Source organism: Candidatus Methylomirabilota bacterium, assembly GCA_035315345.1.
GTDB lineage: Bacteria > Methylomirabilota > Methylomirabilia > Rokubacteriales > CSP1-6 > CAMLFJ01.
In genome coordinates this window covers 11,988-26,925 of sequence record DATFYA010000014.1, presented here as the reverse complement: position 1 = coordinate 26,925, position 14,938 = coordinate 11,988, and the positions used below count along the sequence as shown (strand labels likewise).

The window sequence follows — 14,938 nt, the reverse complement described above, 5'->3', positions numbered from 1 at the left end:
TCGCCCCCGCCGTCCCGTGGTAGGCTACGGGGCGCCCGAGGGGGGCGCGACATGAAGATCGCCATTCTCGACGACTACCAGGACACCATCCGCACGCTGCGCTGCTTCGACAAGGTCCGCCTGCACGACGTGACGATCTGGAGAGACCACACCAAGGACGTCGACACGCTCGCGAGCCGACTGAAGGACACCGAGGTGCTGGTGTGCATCCGCGAGCGCACTCCGATCGGCTCGCCGCTGCTCGAGCGCCTCGATCGGCTGAGGATGGTGACCCAGGTCGGGGTGGTGCCGAACATCGACGTCCCCGCCTGCACGCGGCGCGGCGTGATCGTCTCCTCCAGCCAGATGCCGGGACGGCCCTCCTACGCCACCGCGGAGCTGACGTGGGGGCTCGTCATCGCGGCGCTCAGACGGATCCCGCAGGAGATGATCGCGCTGCGCGCCGGCAAGTGGCAGGCCTATCCGATCGGTACCGGCCTGCGCGGCAAGACGCTCGGCATCCTGGGCTACGGCAAGATCGGCGCGGTGGTCGCGGGCTACGGGCGCGCCTTCGGGATGAACGTCGTCGCGTGGGGGCGCCCGTCGACGCTTCAGAGGGCGAAGGAGGACGGCTACACCCCGGCCGCGAGCCGCGAGGCCTTCTTCGCCGACTCCGACGTGGTCTCGATCCACGTGCGGCTGATCGACGCCACCCGCGGCCTGGTGACCGCCGAGGACCTGGGGCGCATGAAGCCGTCCGCGGTGTTCGTCAACACGAGCCGGGCCGGCCTCGTCGCCCCGGGCGCGCTCGAGGGGGCCCTGCGCCAGGGCCGGCCGGGCATGGCCGCGGTGGACGTGTACGAGGACGAGCCGGTGCTGGGGGCCGCCCACCCGCTACTCGCGATCGACAACTGCATCTGCGTGCCGCATCTGGGCTACGTGGAGCGCGACAGCCTCGAGCACATGTTCGACACCATCTTCGACCAGGTGGTGGCCTACGGCGAGGGCAAGCCGATCAACGTGCTCAACCCCGACGCGCTCGCGGCGCGGCGGGCCTGAGCCGCCCATGAGCATCCGGCACCGCGCCTGCATCGTCGGCGTCTTCGAGCACCCCACGCGCAAGGCCGACGGCATCTCGCTCGCGCAGCTCCACGCCGAGGTGGCCCGCGGCGCGCTGGCCGACGCCGGGCTCGGCAAGGACGACGTGGACGGCTACTTCTGCGCGGGGGACGCGCCCGGTCTGGGCGGGCTCTCGATGGCCGACTACATGGGCCTGCGCCTGCGCCACATCGACACCACCGAGACCGGCGGGTCCTCCTACGTGGTGCACGTGGGTCACGCCGCCGAGGCCATCGCGGCCGGCCGCTGCGACGTGGCCCTGATCACGCTGGCCGGCCGTCCGCGCGCCGAGGGTATGGCCACCGGCACCGCGCCGCGCAACTACGGCCCCGCCGCGCCCGACGTGGCCTTCGAGGCCCCGTTCTCGCCGACGGTGGTGAATCAGTACGCGATGGCGGCCATGCGTCACATGCACGAGTTCGGCACCACCAGCGAGCAGCTCGCGTGGATCAAGGTGGCCGCCTCCCATCACGCCCAGCACAATCCGCACGCGATGCTGCGCGACGTGGTGACGGTGGCCGACGTGGTGGGCTCGCCCATGATCTCCGACCCGCTGCACCGGCTGGACTGCTGCGTGATCAGCGACGGCGGCGGCGCGGTGGTCGTGGCGCGCCCCGAGATCGCGCGCGAGCTCGGGCGCCCGTTGGTCAGGGTGCGCGGGGCGGGCGAGGCGGTGAAGCACCAGATGGGCGGCCAGGTCGATCTCACCTACACGGGGGCGCGCTGGTCGGGCCCGGCCGCGTTCGAGAGCGCGGGGGTCGCCCCCGCCGACATCAAGTACGCCTCGATCTACGACAGCTTCACCATCACGGTGCTGATCACGCTGGAGGACCTGGGCTTCTGTCCCAAGGGGCAGGGCGGCCGGTTCGTCGCCGACGGCAATCTCATCGCGGGAACGGGACGGCTGCCGTTCAACACCGACGGCGGCGGCCTCTGCAACAACCACCCGGCCAACCGCGGCGGCATGACCAAGGTGATCGAGGCGGTGCGCCAGCTGCGCGGCGAGGCGCATCCCGCGGTGCAGGTGAAGGGCTGCGACCTGGCCCTGGCCCACGGCACCGGCGGCTCGCTCGGCACGCGCCACGCCAGCGCCACGCTCATCATGGAGCGAGGCTGAGCCATGGCCGAGGCCGCCCGCAAGATCCCCGCGCCCACGCCGACGCCCGAGACCGCGCCGTACTGGGAGGCGGCGGCCCAGGGCCGGCTGCTCGTGAAGACCTGCACCGCCTGCGGGCGGCCGCATCACTACCCGCGTCCGATCTGCCCGTTCTGCGGTAGCGATCGCACCGAGTGGAAGGAGTCGGCGGGCCGCGGGGTGATCTATTCGTTCAGCGTGATGCGGCGGGCCACGCCGCCCTACGTGATCGCCTACGTCACCCTCGACGAGGGCGTGACCATGATGACCGGCCTGGTGGATTGCGATGTCGACGCGCTGCGGATCGGCCAGCCGGTGCGCGTCGTCTTCACGCCCACCGACGGCGGCCCGCCGGTGCCGATGTTCACGCCGCGATGAGGAGCTCGGAGGGGGGCTTCGCCCCCCTTCCGAACCTTCGGCGAAGAATCGGTGGCCCGGCAACGCCGGCGCGAACCCGCGTTCGGCTTGACACCTTTGCGAGCGGAATGCTACACCCGGGTCGGTCGCTCACCGTCCACCGAGTCCACACGCGAGGAGGTGCGAATGTCTAAGCTGGCAAGGCAGCTCATAGTGCTCGCCGTCCTGCTCATCGTCGTCGTCGCGCTCGTGGCTCCCGATCCGGGGCCGACCGCGGCGGCCGGCAAGCTCAGCTTGTGGCGGCTCAAGACGTACATCCCGCCGGCTGACAAGATCCTCGACGCCAATGCCCAGGAGTGCGCGAAGAAGGCGGGGATGGAGCTGGCCATCCAGACCTACACCTTCGACGACATGTGGACCAAGTACACCGCGGCCATCGAGTCGAAGACGCTGCCCGACATCGCCGAGCTGGACGCGGTGGGCCCGGCGCGGCTCGCCAACCTGGGCCGCCTCGCCGACATGTCGGACGTCGTCGCCGCGGTCACCAAGGAGCTGGGGCCGATCCTGACCAACGCGGAAGGCGCGGTGAAGTTCGGCGGGAAGTACTACGCGGTGCCGCACTACGGCATCCCGCTCGTCCTCTTCTATCGGAAGGACATCCTCGCGAAGGTCGGCGCCGAGCCGCCGGACACGTGGGAGGCCATCCAGCAGATCTCCGAGAAGGTGAAGAAGGCGGGCATCCACGAGTTCCCCAACGGCTTTCCGTGGAACCGCACCGGCGACGGCTACGACCCGGCCATGAGCCTGCTCTGGAGCTACGGGGCCGCGTGGGTGGACAAGAGCGGCAAGTTCATCGGCATGCCCAAGGGGCCGGCGGTGCAGGCGCTCAAGGTCGTCACCGCCGCCTACCTCGTCGACAAGACCGCCGCGTTCGATTATCTCTCGTGGTCCGGCTCGACCAACAACGAGTCGTTCATGGCCGGCAAGGTCACCTTCACCCCCAACGGGCCGAGCATCCTGTTCCAGGAGGAGTCGAACAAGCATCCCCTGCAGAAGGACACCGCGATCAAGCTCATGCCCAAGGGGCCGGCCGGGCGCAACCTGGCGCTCACCTTCGTGATGAACTGGGGCGTGCCGGTCGACGGCAAGCAGCAGAAGGAGGCGAAGGCGGTGGTGAGCTGCATCATGTCGCGTGCCCAGTGGATGAAGTACATGACCGGCTCGTTCCAGCAGGCGGTGCCGTTGTTCGCCCGGCCGCTCGACGATCCGTACTGGAACACCCCGACCGGCAAGACCATCGTGGAGACGGTGAAGATCGGCCATCCGGTGGGCTGGCCAGGCCCCACCACGCCGGCGGCGGCCGAGGTGGTCTCGAGCAACGTGCTGACCGACATGGTCACGCAGGTGATCGTGGACAAGGCGACGCCGGAGGCGGCGGTCGACGAGGCCAACAAGCGGATCAAGGAGATCTACGATCGCCTGCCGGTGAAGTGATCTCGTGCTGACCGATCGCCACCGGGAGCAATTGCTGGGTTACACCATGATCGCCCCGGTGGCGATCTTTCTCGCCGCGCTGGTCGCCTATCCCTTCATCAGCGCCATCTACCTGAGCCTCACCGAGAAGATCGTCGGCTATCCCGCGCACTTCGTCGGGCTGCGCAACTACGCCAACCTGCTCGATAGCGGCCGCTTCCGCATCGTGGCGTGGAACAGCGCGGTGTTCACGGTGGCCTCGATCGTGGTCAAGCTCGTCATCGGCATGGCCATGGCCCTGGCCCTGCACCAGGTGGTGCGCGGCAACCAGTTCATCCGCGGCATCCTGCTCCTGCCCTGGATCATCCCCACGGTGGTCATCGCGCTCACCTGGAAGTGGCTGCTCGACCTGTTCCGGGGCCTCGTCAACGTGAGCCTGATCGACCTGGGCGTGGTCAAGAGCGGCGTGCACTGGCTGGGCGATCCGAGCCTGGCCATGCTGTCGGTGGTCATGGCCAACATCTGGCGCGGCTTTCCGTTCTTCGGGGTGTCGTTCCTGGCCGCGCTGCAGACCGTGCCGCAGGAGCTCTACGACGCGGCCGACGTCGACGGGGCGGGCAGCTGGCAGAAGTTCTGGCGCATCACGCTGCCCAGCATCAAGGGCGTGGTGGCGGTGGTCACCCTGCTCAGCACGATCGTGACGCTCAACGACTTCAACATCGTCTGGATCATGACCCGCGGCGGTCCCGGGGCGGCCACCCACATCTTCGCGACCTACAGCTACGAGCTGGGCATCATGTCGCAGCGGTGGGGCGTGGCCATGGCCGCCTCGATGGCCTCGCTGCCCCTGGTGGCCCTGCTCATCGTGGGCGTCGTCCGCTACCTGCATCGCGAGGAGGAGTGAGCGTGCGCCTGGGCACCCTCGTCCGCTGGGCCGTGCTCGCGCTGATCCTCGCGATCGTGTTCGTGCCGATGTACTGGATCCTGGTGACCTCCTTCAAGACCGGCCGCCAGATCCTGCTCTCCCAGAACGTGTACGCCCCGCAGCCGTTCACCATCGACAACTACCTCTACCTGTTCGAGGAGAGCCGCTTCGCCCTGTGGTTCCGCAACAGCGCGATCACCGCCACCGCCAGCACGCTGCTGTCGCTGCTGATCGGCACCGCGGGGGCCTACGCCCTGACCCGCCTGCGCTTCGCGGGCCGCCGCAGCCTCGGCGCGATCGTGCTGGTCACCTACCTGGTGCCGCCCGGGCTCATGTTCATCCCGCTCTACCAGACCTTCATCCGGATCGGCTACACCGACTCGCTGGGCACCCTGATCCTCGCGTACCCGACGTTCCTGGTCCCGTTCGTGACCTGGCTCCTCATGGGCTTCTTCCGCTCGATTCCCCGCCAGCTGGAGGAGGCCGCGCTGGTGGACGGCGCCACCCGCGTGCAGGCCCTCGTGCACGTGGTGCTGCCGCTCGCCGGACCGGGTCTCCTCGCGGCCGGGCTGTTCTGCTTCACGCTGTCCTGGAACGAGTTCCTGTACGCGCTGATCTTCATCGCGGACGACAGCCTCAAGACCTTGCCGGTGGGCCTCTCCGAGTTCGTGGTCTCGGACTTCGCGTTCTGGGGCCAGCTCATGGCCGCGGCCGCGCTCGCCTCGCTGCCGGTGATCGTGGTCTACATCTACCTGCACAAGTACATGGTGCAGGGGCTGACCGCGGGCGCGGTCAAGGGATAGGCGGCCGGGGCCGGTCGTCCGGGTCGCGCTCGGCGTCGCGCACGAGGTAGACCGGCCGGCGCTTCACCTCCTGGAAGATGTAGCCGACGTAGATGCCGACCAGCCCGACCGCGATCATGAGAGCCGCGCCCACGATCAGCACCATGAACATGAGCGAGGACCAGCCGGGCACGAGCCGGTCCTGCCGCCCGGTGATCCAGAAGCTGGCCACGTAGACCGCCTCGGCCGCGGCCAGGAGCAGGAAGCCGAGGCCCACCACCAGCGCCAGCTTCAGCGGGACCAGCGAGAACGAGAATGTGGCATTGGCGGCCAGGCGCGCCCGCGCGCGCAGGGAGTAGCTCGGCCGGCCGCCGATGCGCTCGCGCTCCGCGTAGGGCAGGACCACCGTCCGGTATCCGGTCCAGGCCACCATGCCTCGCAGGAAGCGATGGTACTCGCGCATCTCCCGCAGGGCGTCGAGCACCGGCCGCGCGATGAGCCGATAGTCGGCGGAGCCGGCGGTCATCCGGGTGTCGCCGATGCCGCGCAGGAGACGGTAGAACCCGGACGAGGTCCAGCGTTTCCACCGCGGCTCGGGGCCGGCCACCCGCTGGGTGAGCACCACGTCGTAGCCCGCCCGGTAGAGCGCGACCATCTCGGCGATCAGCTCCGGCGGATGCTGCCCGTCGCCGTCGAGGGTCACCGCCACGTCGCCCCTCGCCCGGTCGAGCCCGGCGGTGAGCGCGGCCTGGTGGCCGAAGTTGCGGCTCAGCTCCAGCACGGTCACCGCCGGGTCGTCGGCGGCCAGCTTGGCCAGCTCGGCGCGGGTCTGATCCACCGAGCCGTCGTTGACGTAGCAGATGCGGACGTCGCACTCGCGGCGCAGCGGCGTCACGACCGCCATCAGCTGGCGGTGGAACTCGGCGACGACCGCCTCCTCGTTGTAGAGCGGGACGATGACGTCGATGGCGAGGCGGCGGCCGTCAGCCATCAACGTCGGCTCCGCTGGCCGTCGGGGCCCATGAGCCGGTGCACCTGCCAGCCATACGAGAAGACGCGCCGGTCGACCACGGGGCGATCGGCCGGGCAGAAGGTCGGATCGACCCAGGGGGGTCCCGCGATCCGGCAGAGCCAGCGATGGATGCCGATCTCGACGAGCCGGGTGTGCCGCACGTCGCGGTACACCGGCGCGGCCGGCGCGGCCAGGAGTCGGCCCAGGAGCGCGTGGTCACGGGCGACGCCGGCCTCGTCCAGCGCCAGCCGCACGGTCGGAGACGGCCGGTTCGCCAGCTCCGCGGTGATCACGAACGCATCGGCGGGCGCCCGGCCGTCGGCGGCGGCCAGGCGACCGGGCGGCTCCACCGTGATGTCGGCGCGGTGCGTGATCTCCACCAGATGCCTCGGCAGCTCCAGATGGTACTCGTTCATCGCGGTGTTCAGCACGACATGGCTTCCGACCGGCAGGCCGCCCAGGAAATCGACCAGCGCCGCGTTGGCGCGGTCGACCGTCAGCTGGACCTTCGCGTCGGCCACCGCGTTGACGGCCGCCATCACCCAGAGCAGTCCGGCCGTCGCCAGCGCCGACCATGCCAGCCACCGGCCGCTCGCCGATCCGGGCCGACGACGCGCGGCCCAGCCGTCGCCGACCAGCAGGCCGGCCAGCGCGGCGGCCCCGAAGGCGAACGGGAGGAGGTAGTACTCGAAGGTGGCCGGCCACGGCAGGAAGACGGCGAGCCATCCCGCCATCCACACGGCCGCGTACCGGACGAGTCGGCCGGATCGTCCGGGTCCGCCCGGGCGCCAGACGGCGAGGACGACCAGCAGCGGCAGGAGAAACGCGAAGTCGCGGACGAGCCAGGCGGCGATCCTGAACAGCGCGGGGGCGATCACGCGCCACTCGAGCGTGTAGGCGCGCGTGTACGACCCCTCGGCGAGCGCGAGCGGGGCGTAGTGAGCGCGAAGGGCCAGAAACGCCGCCGCCGCCATCGCGTTGACGGCGACATAGGTGGCGGGGAAGCGTCGTGACCGGCCGCCCGCCCAGTCGATCGCCAGCCAGCCGAGGGCGATCGGGATCAGGACGAGGCTCGTCTCCTTCGTGGCGTACGCGAGGAGCGAGAGGACCGCGGCCAGCGCGATCGATCCCACGCGCCGAGCCGACGCGGCCTCGCTCGCGGCGGCGGTCGCCAGCGCGCCGGCCATCCAGAGCAGCTGCAGCGGCTCGGGCTTCGACAGCGTGTAGACGCTCTCGATCGTCGGCCCACACGCCGCGAACACCACCATCGTGACGCCGGCCTGTCCCCGCGTGCCGCCGCTCCGCCGCACGAGCCGGGCGAGCATCGCGAGCAGCGCAGCCAGTATCACGACGTTCACCGTGAAAAAGGCCCACGGCCGCACGCCGACCGCGGCGACGATCGCCGAGTACACGAGCCAGTAGGCCGGCACGAACCGGCCCGTCTCGGGATTGAGATGGAGGAGGTCGCTCCAGCGGCCGATCACGCGACGGCCGATCTCGAGCGTCAGCCCGTCGTCGAGGAACCCGAACTGCGGGGAGGCGAGCCGAGGGAGCATGACGAGCGCGGCCAGCACGACCGGCGCGAGCCACGTCACGCATCCCTCGACCCATCGCCTCGGCCCGAGCAACCGGCCCGGGCCGGAGGCGGCTACTGCTTCACCGCGAAGACCCAGATGACGCCGCCCTGCGGCACGTCGGTCTTCGTGCCGCGCGCGGTGTCGAGCGAGTCCTGCATCCGCTGGGCGTCGACGCCCCAGCCGGACTGGACCGCGATGTACTGCACGCCGTCCACCGAGTAGGAGGACGGCACCGCGGTGATGCCGGAGTTGGTCCGCCACTGCCACACCAGCTCGCCGGTCTTGGCGTCGAACGCGCGGAAGTAGCGATCGTTGGTGCCGCCCGCGAAGACCAGCCCGCCGCCGGTGGCCAGCACCGGGCCCCAGTTGTGGGACTCGAACGTGCGCGTCCAGACCTTGGTGCGGGTGTTCATGTCCCACGCCTGGATCTCGCCGATGTGGCCGGCGCCGTTGCGGACGTCCAGGCCGATGTCCTTGATCTCGGAGCCGAGCCAGAGCTTGCCCGGCTCGTACTTCTGCTGGGTGCCCACGAGCGAGCCGCACAGGTTCTCGTTGGCCGGGATGTAGAGCAGGTTGGTCTTGGGGCTATAGGCGGCCGGCACCCAGTCCTTCCCGCCCCAGAGCGACGGGCAGAAGCCCACCTTCTTGCCGGTGACCGGCTTCTTGGTCTCGTCGTACTCGGGCCGCCCGGTGCGCGGGTCGACGCTCTTGAACGCGGTCTGGTTGACGTAGGGCTTGGCGTCGACGAAGCCGATGCCGTCCGCGCGCCGCTCGAGGACCCAGAGATATCCGTTGCGCGCCGGATGCACGAGGGCCTTGACCGTCCGGTCGCCGCGCTTGACGTCGATCAGGATCGGCGCGGAGACTTCGTCCCAGTCCCACGAGTCGTTCCAGTGGTACTGGTGGTAGCCGCGCAGCTTGCCGGTGTCGACGTCGAGGCCGAGCACCGAGGCCGAGTAGAGGTTGTCGCCCGGGCGCTGGTCGCCGATCCACTGCGCCGCGTTGCCGGTGCCCCAGTAGGTGATGTTGAGCGCGGGATCGTAGCTGCCGGTGATCCACACCGACACGCCGCCCGTTTTCCAGGTGTCGCCCTTCCAGGTGTCCGAGCCGGGCTCGCCGGGGGCGGGGACGGTGTAGGTCTTCCACGCGGTGCCGCCGGTCTTCGCGTCCAGGGCCTGGATGAAGCCGCGAATGCCGAGCTCGCCGCCCGAGACGCCCACGATGACCTTGCCCTTGGCCACCAGCGGGGCCAGGGTCATGTAGTAGCCCTTCTTGTAGTCCTCCACCGTCTGGTCCCACACCACCTTGCCGGTCTTGGCGTCGAGCGCCACCACGTGGGCGTCGAGGGTGGCCAGGTACACCCTGTCCTCGTAGAGGCCGACGCCGCGGTTGGTGGGATGGAGCTGGAAGAGGTCCTCGGGCAGGTCGCGCTTGTAGCGCCAGAGCAGCTCGCCGCTCTTGGCGTCGAGGGCCAGGACCTGGTTCTGCGGCGTGCTCACGAACATGATCCCGTTGTTGACGATGGGCGGCGACTGGTGCCCCTCGGCCACGCCGGTGGAGAACGTCCACACCGGCACCAGCGACGCCGCGTTGCCGGGGGTGACCTGCTCGAGCGGGCTATAACCCCAGCCGTCGTAGGTGCGCCGGTACATCAGCCAGTTCTCCGGCTCGGGGTTGACGAGCCGCTGGTCCGTCACCGGCGTGTAGGCCGTCGCGCCCGCGGTCGGCTTCGCGCGGGGCGCCGGGGCCATCGACGCGGCGGGGGATCCGGTGGTCATGCCGGTGCAGCCGCCGAGGAGCGCGGCCGGGGTCGTCACGATCAGAACGCCGAACATCGCCAAGAGCGCCCGAGTTCTCACGATCGTTCCTCCCTGTACTGGCTGTGAAGCGCTCACTGCTCCGGCTTGGCCGCTCACGTGGGCTGGAACCCGGGCCGGCCCAGGAAGCCGGCGGCGGCGACCGGCACGCCGTCGACGACCTTCACGGGCACCCGCGGGAGCCGCCGGGGCGCGGGTCCGCCGACGACGCGGCCGGCGTCCTTGGGATCGAATTCCGACTCGTGGCACGGACAGCGGAATCGGATGGACTCGGCCTTCCAGAGGGTGATGTCGCAGCCGGTGTGCGTGCACACGCCGGAGTAGGCCACGACGCCCTCGGCGGAACGGCCGCGGGTCTCCTCCGAGAGATCCGTGAGAGTCAGGCGCACGAGCAGCAGCTGGTTCAGGCGCGATCCGTCGCGCACCACGCCGCTGGGATCCATCGGGAAGGCCGGCACGGGCGGGCCGCCGACGGGGATGTCGGCGACCGTGATCACCTTGCCGGTCTGATTCCCGGTCCGGAACACGAACCGATCGCCGTTCTGAGGGCGCTGACTCTTGGGATCGCCCTGGGCGGAGGCCTCGGGGATGGCGCGGGCACACAGGTCCAGCAGAGGGAGTCCGACGCCGATCGCGAGCGCTCCTCGCAGCATCGCGCGTCGTGGCTCTCGGCGGTTCATCGACGATCCGCCCGCGAGCTCGTCGCCCATGGCTATCACCGCCGTCGCCCGAGGCGGCTGCGGCTCCGGCGCGGATTCTGGGAGAAGTGCCCGCGCGATGTCAAGACGCACGGCGCGGGCGGGTCGCCCGTGGTCTAGACGTCGGTCCGGTGGGAGCGTCCGACCGCCGCTCCGAGCTCGCTCACCGCCCGGGGGCCGGCCGGATCAGCAGGCCCGAGGTGGATACCCGCAGCTCCAGCTCCGCCGGCCGCGCCGCGTCGATGAACGTGGCCGAGCCGTACTCGGCGTCGAGCAAGGGCGCGAGCAACGCGTAGCGCCGACGCAGGTCGAAGAGGTCGAGCGGCTTGGGCTGAACGAGGGAGAACACCGTCCGGGGCTTCGTGGTCTCGTCCGTGAGCAGGCGGTAGCGCCCCGCGACCCGATCGAGCTCGTAGGCGGTGTGCAGGCCCAGGACGTTGACGATCGGCTTCCACTTGAGGATGTGCGCGTCCACGTAGAGCTCGTCGCCGCCGAGCGTGAACCGCTCCTCGTGGCCGTCCGGGAAGCGGAACGTGGCCGAGAAGCGCTGCGCGGCCGCCGGGACGATCGTCACCGTCGCCGCGACGTCCTCGAAGGTGAGCGCGCGGTATCCCTGGGTGGCCACGGCGAGCGTGGCCAGGAGCCCGGCCACGGACAGCAGGAGCAGCGCGAGCAGCGCGCCCGAGACCGCGCCGAGCACGCGCCGGCTTCGCAAGGCCAGGAGGCCGATGGTCAGGAACGCGAGGCTGGCGCCGGCGAGGAGCAGCGCGGCGATGAGCAGCCAGCTCTCCATGCGAGCGGGATCCTACTCGCCCGGGTCCGACCCGGTCCCGGGCGCTCTCCAGCCGGCCCGCACGAGCCCCAGGGTCTGTAGCGCCCGCCCCACGGGCCCGCGTGGCCCGGCCACGGCCAGCGCCGGGCGGGGAATACGGAATCGCGCGGCCAGATCGTCCAGCAGCGAGTAGGCGACTGGCGTCACCAGCAGGGTCAGGACCAGCGAGAGCGTCTGCCCGCCGATGATCACAACCGCGATCACCCGGCGCTCCTGGGCGCCCGGACCGGTGCCGATGGCGAGCGGGATCATTCCGGCCACGAAGGTGAGCGTCGTCATGAGGATCGGGCGCAACCGGTCCCGGTTGCCCTGCAGGATGGCGGGCAGCCGCTCCATGCCGCCCGCGCGCAGCGAGTTCATGTGGTCGATCTGGAGGATCGCGTTCTTCTTGACCACGCCGAAGAGGACGAGGATCCCGAGGGCCGAGTAGAGGTTGAGGGTGTTCCCGGTGAGCCACAGCGACACGAGAGCGAACGGGACGCAGAGCGGCAGCGAGAGCAGGATCGTGAACGGATGCACCAGGCTCTCGAACTGCGCGGCCAGGATCATGTACATGAAGACGATCGACAGCGCGAAGGCCAGCGCCATCTCCACGAAGGTGCGCTCCAGCTCCCGCGCCCGGCCCGAGATCACGGTGTCGTAGCCGGGCGGCAGGTCCATGCGGACGACCTCCTCGCGGAGCGCCTCGACCCGGTCGGCCAGGGCGTACCCGGGCGCCACGTTGGCCCGCAGCCGCGCCTCGCGGGCGCGGTCGAGGCGATCGATGCGCGAGGCCCCCCACGCCGACGTCACCGTGACCAGGTTGTCGAGCCGCGCAATGCCCCCGCCCGCGCGGGGCACCCACAGCAGACCGATCAGGCCAGGGTCGTCGCGGTCCTCCTCCTGCAGCCGCAGCTGGACGTCGTACTCGTAGTTCGCCCGCGGGTCGTAGAAGCGGGTGACCTCGTCGTCGCCTCCCACCATCACCTGGAGCGCGGTGGCGATGTCGGCGGTGTCCACGCCCAGGTCGGCGGCGCGCTCCCGTTCGACCCGGATGCGGAGCTCCGGCTTGTCGAGCTTCAGCGTGGTGTCGGCGTCGATCAGGCCCAGGTCCTCGGAGCGCTGGCGGAGGCGCTCGGTGTAGGCAGCCAGCTGATCGAGGTTCGGACCACGGAGGATGAAGTCGATGTCGATGAATCCCCCCGCGAACTGAAAGCCGGACGGGTTCCGCACCTGGGTGCGTACGCCGGGGCTCGCGATCGCGCGCAGCCGGCGCCGCACCTCCTGCATGACCTCCTGCTGGGACCGGTTGCCCCGGAAGGCCGCGCCGGGATCCCCGCCCAGGATCCCGCGGGCCAGGCGCCCGACCGAGAACACGCGCTCCTCGTGAGGGAGGAGGGCCACGTACATGCGCGCCTCGCTCACCGACCCCAGGAAGGATCCGCCGGCGGTGGCGAGCACGAGGCGCACGCCGGGCACCTGCCGCAGCTGGGCCGCGATCGCGCGCACCAGGTGGTCCATGGCCGGCAGGCTGGTCCCCTGGGGGGCATTGATCCGGACCTCGAATTCGCCCTCGTCGATGCCGCTCGGCAGGTAGTCCCGCCCGAGCATCTGGTAGAGCGGCACCACGGAGGCCATCACGACGAGCGCGATCAGGCTGACCGCGAGGCGATGGCGCATGGCGAGCTCGAGGCCGGCCAGGTAGGTCCGATCGAGCCGGCGGTAGAACCCGGCCCGCGAGCCGGCCTCGTGCTCGGGTCCGGACGCGGTGCCGCCCGGCCGCAGCAGGCGCGCGCTCATCATGGGGGTCAGGGTGAAGGACACGAGGAGGCTGACCATGACCGCCACCCCTGCGGTGAGGCCGAACTGATACAGGAAGCGGCCGGAGATGCTCGACATGAAGGACACGGGCAGGAAGATCACGACCAGCGAGAGCGTGGTGGCCATGACCGCGAGCCCGATGTCGGCGGTCGCGGCGCGGGCCGCCTCGAGCGGCCGCATCTTCTTCTCCTCCATGAACCGGAAGATGTTCTCGAGCACGACGATCGCGTCGTCGATGACCACGCCCACCATCAGCACCAGGGCCAGCATCGTGACGCTGTTCAGCGTGAAGCCCAGCAGGCGCATCATCCCGAAGGTCGTGATGACCGAGGCGGGAATGGCGACCGCGGCGATCAGCGTGGAGGCCCAGCTACGCATGAAGACGAGAACCACCAGCGAGGCCAGGATCGCGCCCAGGACCAGGTGCACGTTGATCTCGTGCAGGGCGGCGTGGATGTAGCGCGACTGGTCCTGGAGCACCTCGACCCGGACGCCGGGCGGCAGCGCGGCCGCCGCCTGCGCGAGGTTCGCCTTGGTCGCGGCGATCGTCGCCACCGTGTTGGCGCCGGACTGTCGGCGCACCTCGAGGACGACGGTGCGCGTGCCGTCGAGGCGGGCGATCGAGCGCTCCTCCTTGGTCCCATCCTCGGCCCGGCCGAGATCGCGAATTCGCACCGGCACCCCGCCCACCGTGGTCACCACCACGTCGTTGAAGGCCTCCGCGTCGGGCAGCCGCCCCATGGTCCGGAGCGCGTGCTCCCGCGCCGGGCCGGTGACGTTGCCGCCGGGCAGCCCGGAGTTCTGGCGCCGGAGCGCGTCGCGGACGGCGGTGATCGGCAGGCGATACGCGGCGAGGCGGCTCGCGTCGATCCGCACGTCGATGGCCCGCTCGAGCCCTCCGACGATGTCGACCTGGCCGACCCCGCTCGACCGCTCCAGCCGCAGCTTCACCACCTTGTCGGCCAGCTCGGTGAGCTCCCGGATCGGCAGGTCGCCCGAGAGCGCCACCGTCAGCACCGGGGAGGACTCGTTGTCGAACTTCGAGACGATCGGCGGCTCCGCGTCCTGGGGAAGCTTGCGCAGCACCGTCGCCACCCGATCCCGGACGTCCTGGGCCGCGGTCTCGATGTTCACGTCGAGGTCGAACGTCACGATGACGATGGAGCTGCCCGCGGCGGAGATCGAGCGCATCTCGTCGATGCCGGCGACGGTGTTGACGACCTCCTCGATGCGCTGGGAGATCTGGACCTCCACCTCCTCGGCGGAGGCGCCCGGGAGCTGGGTGCGGATCATCACGGTGGGCAGGTCCACCACCGGGAAGCGATCCACGCCGAGACGTGCCCAGGACACCGCGCCCACGACCACCAGGGACAGGACCAGCATCGTCGCGAAGACGGGCCGGCGGATGCAGACCTCGGCGAGCTTCTGCATG

The 14,938-nt window shown here is 70.5% G+C and carries 12 protein-coding genes; 6 read left to right on the top strand and 6 right to left on the bottom strand.

Translation table 11 applies throughout. The annotated features are described in order from the left end of the window. Nucleotides 1-51 precede the first annotated feature (51 nt). The 6 genes from VKN16_02020 (at nt 52) to VKN16_01995 (ending at nt 5,791) form a co-directional block, all read left to right on the top strand. Nucleotides 52-1,038, top strand: coding sequence for a D-2-hydroxyacid dehydrogenase family protein (locus VKN16_02020; protein HME92978.1), 987 nt, complete (start codon nt 52-54; stop codon nt 1,036-1,038). Between the two features lie 7 nt (nt 1,039-1,045). Then, on the top strand, nt 1,046-2,215 hold the full coding sequence (locus VKN16_02015; protein ID HME92977.1) for a thiolase domain-containing protein: 1,170 nt from the start codon (nt 1,046-1,048) through the stop codon (nt 2,213-2,215). Between the two features lie 3 nt (nt 2,216-2,218). Next, complete coding sequence (locus VKN16_02010) at nt 2,219-2,611, top strand: OB-fold domain-containing protein (GenBank protein HME92976.1); 393 nt, start codon at nt 2,219-2,221, stop codon at nt 2,609-2,611. 165 nt (nt 2,612-2,776) lie between these two features. Beyond that, entirely contained in the window at nt 2,777-4,084 is a 1,308-nt protein-coding gene (locus VKN16_02005) for an extracellular solute-binding protein (GenBank protein ID HME92975.1), read from the top strand. 4 nt (nt 4,085-4,088) lie between these two features. Next, the gene (locus VKN16_02000; protein HME92974.1) at nt 4,089-4,967 is read left to right on the top strand and encodes a sugar ABC transporter permease; all 879 of its coding nucleotides are present in this window, start codon (nt 4,089-4,091) and stop codon (nt 4,965-4,967) included. A gap of 2 nt (nt 4,968-4,969) precedes the next feature. Then, nucleotides 4,970-5,791: a carbohydrate ABC transporter permease gene (locus VKN16_01995; GenBank protein ID HME92973.1), complete on the top strand. Its 822-nt coding sequence runs from the start codon at nt 4,970-4,972 to the stop codon at nt 5,789-5,791. On the opposite strand, the gene VKN16_01990 is transcribed toward VKN16_01995, so the two are convergent. The 6 genes from VKN16_01990 to VKN16_01965 all read right to left on the bottom strand — a co-directional run bounded on the left by VKN16_01990 (nt 5,781) and on the right by VKN16_01965 (nt 14,937). Beyond that, complete coding sequence (locus VKN16_01990; GenBank protein HME92972.1) at nt 5,781-6,761, bottom strand: glycosyltransferase family 2 protein; 981 nt, start codon at nt 6,759-6,761, stop codon at nt 5,781-5,783. The two genes, VKN16_01995 and VKN16_01990, sit on opposite strands and share 11 nt — an antisense overlap. Next, a complete protein-coding gene (locus tag VKN16_01985; GenBank protein HME92971.1) occupies nt 6,761-8,377 on the bottom strand; it encodes a hypothetical protein in 1,617 nt (538 codons plus the stop codon). Before VKN16_01985 ends, VKN16_01990 begins: the two co-directional genes overlap by 1 nt. 53 nt (nt 8,378-8,430) lie before the next feature. Further along, the gene (locus tag VKN16_01980) at nt 8,431-10,110 is read right to left on the bottom strand and encodes a methanol/ethanol family PQQ-dependent dehydrogenase (GenBank protein ID HME92970.1); all 1,680 of its coding nucleotides are present in this window, start codon (nt 10,108-10,110) and stop codon (nt 8,431-8,433) included. A gap of 161 nt (nt 10,111-10,271) precedes the next feature. Continuing rightward, nucleotides 10,272-10,886: a Rieske (2Fe-2S) protein gene (locus VKN16_01975; GenBank protein ID HME92969.1), complete on the bottom strand. Its 615-nt coding sequence runs from the start codon at nt 10,884-10,886 to the stop codon at nt 10,272-10,274. Nucleotides 10,887-11,037: 151 nt separating this feature from the next. Further along, on the bottom strand, nt 11,038-11,667 hold the full coding sequence (locus VKN16_01970) for a cation/multidrug efflux pump (protein ID HME92968.1): 630 nt from the start codon (nt 11,665-11,667) through the stop codon (nt 11,038-11,040). Between the two features lie 12 nt (nt 11,668-11,679). Next, nucleotides 11,680-14,937: an efflux RND transporter permease subunit gene (locus VKN16_01965; protein HME92967.1), complete on the bottom strand. Its 3,258-nt coding sequence runs from the start codon at nt 14,935-14,937 to the stop codon at nt 11,680-11,682. Between the last annotated feature and the right edge of the window lies 1 nt (nt 14,938).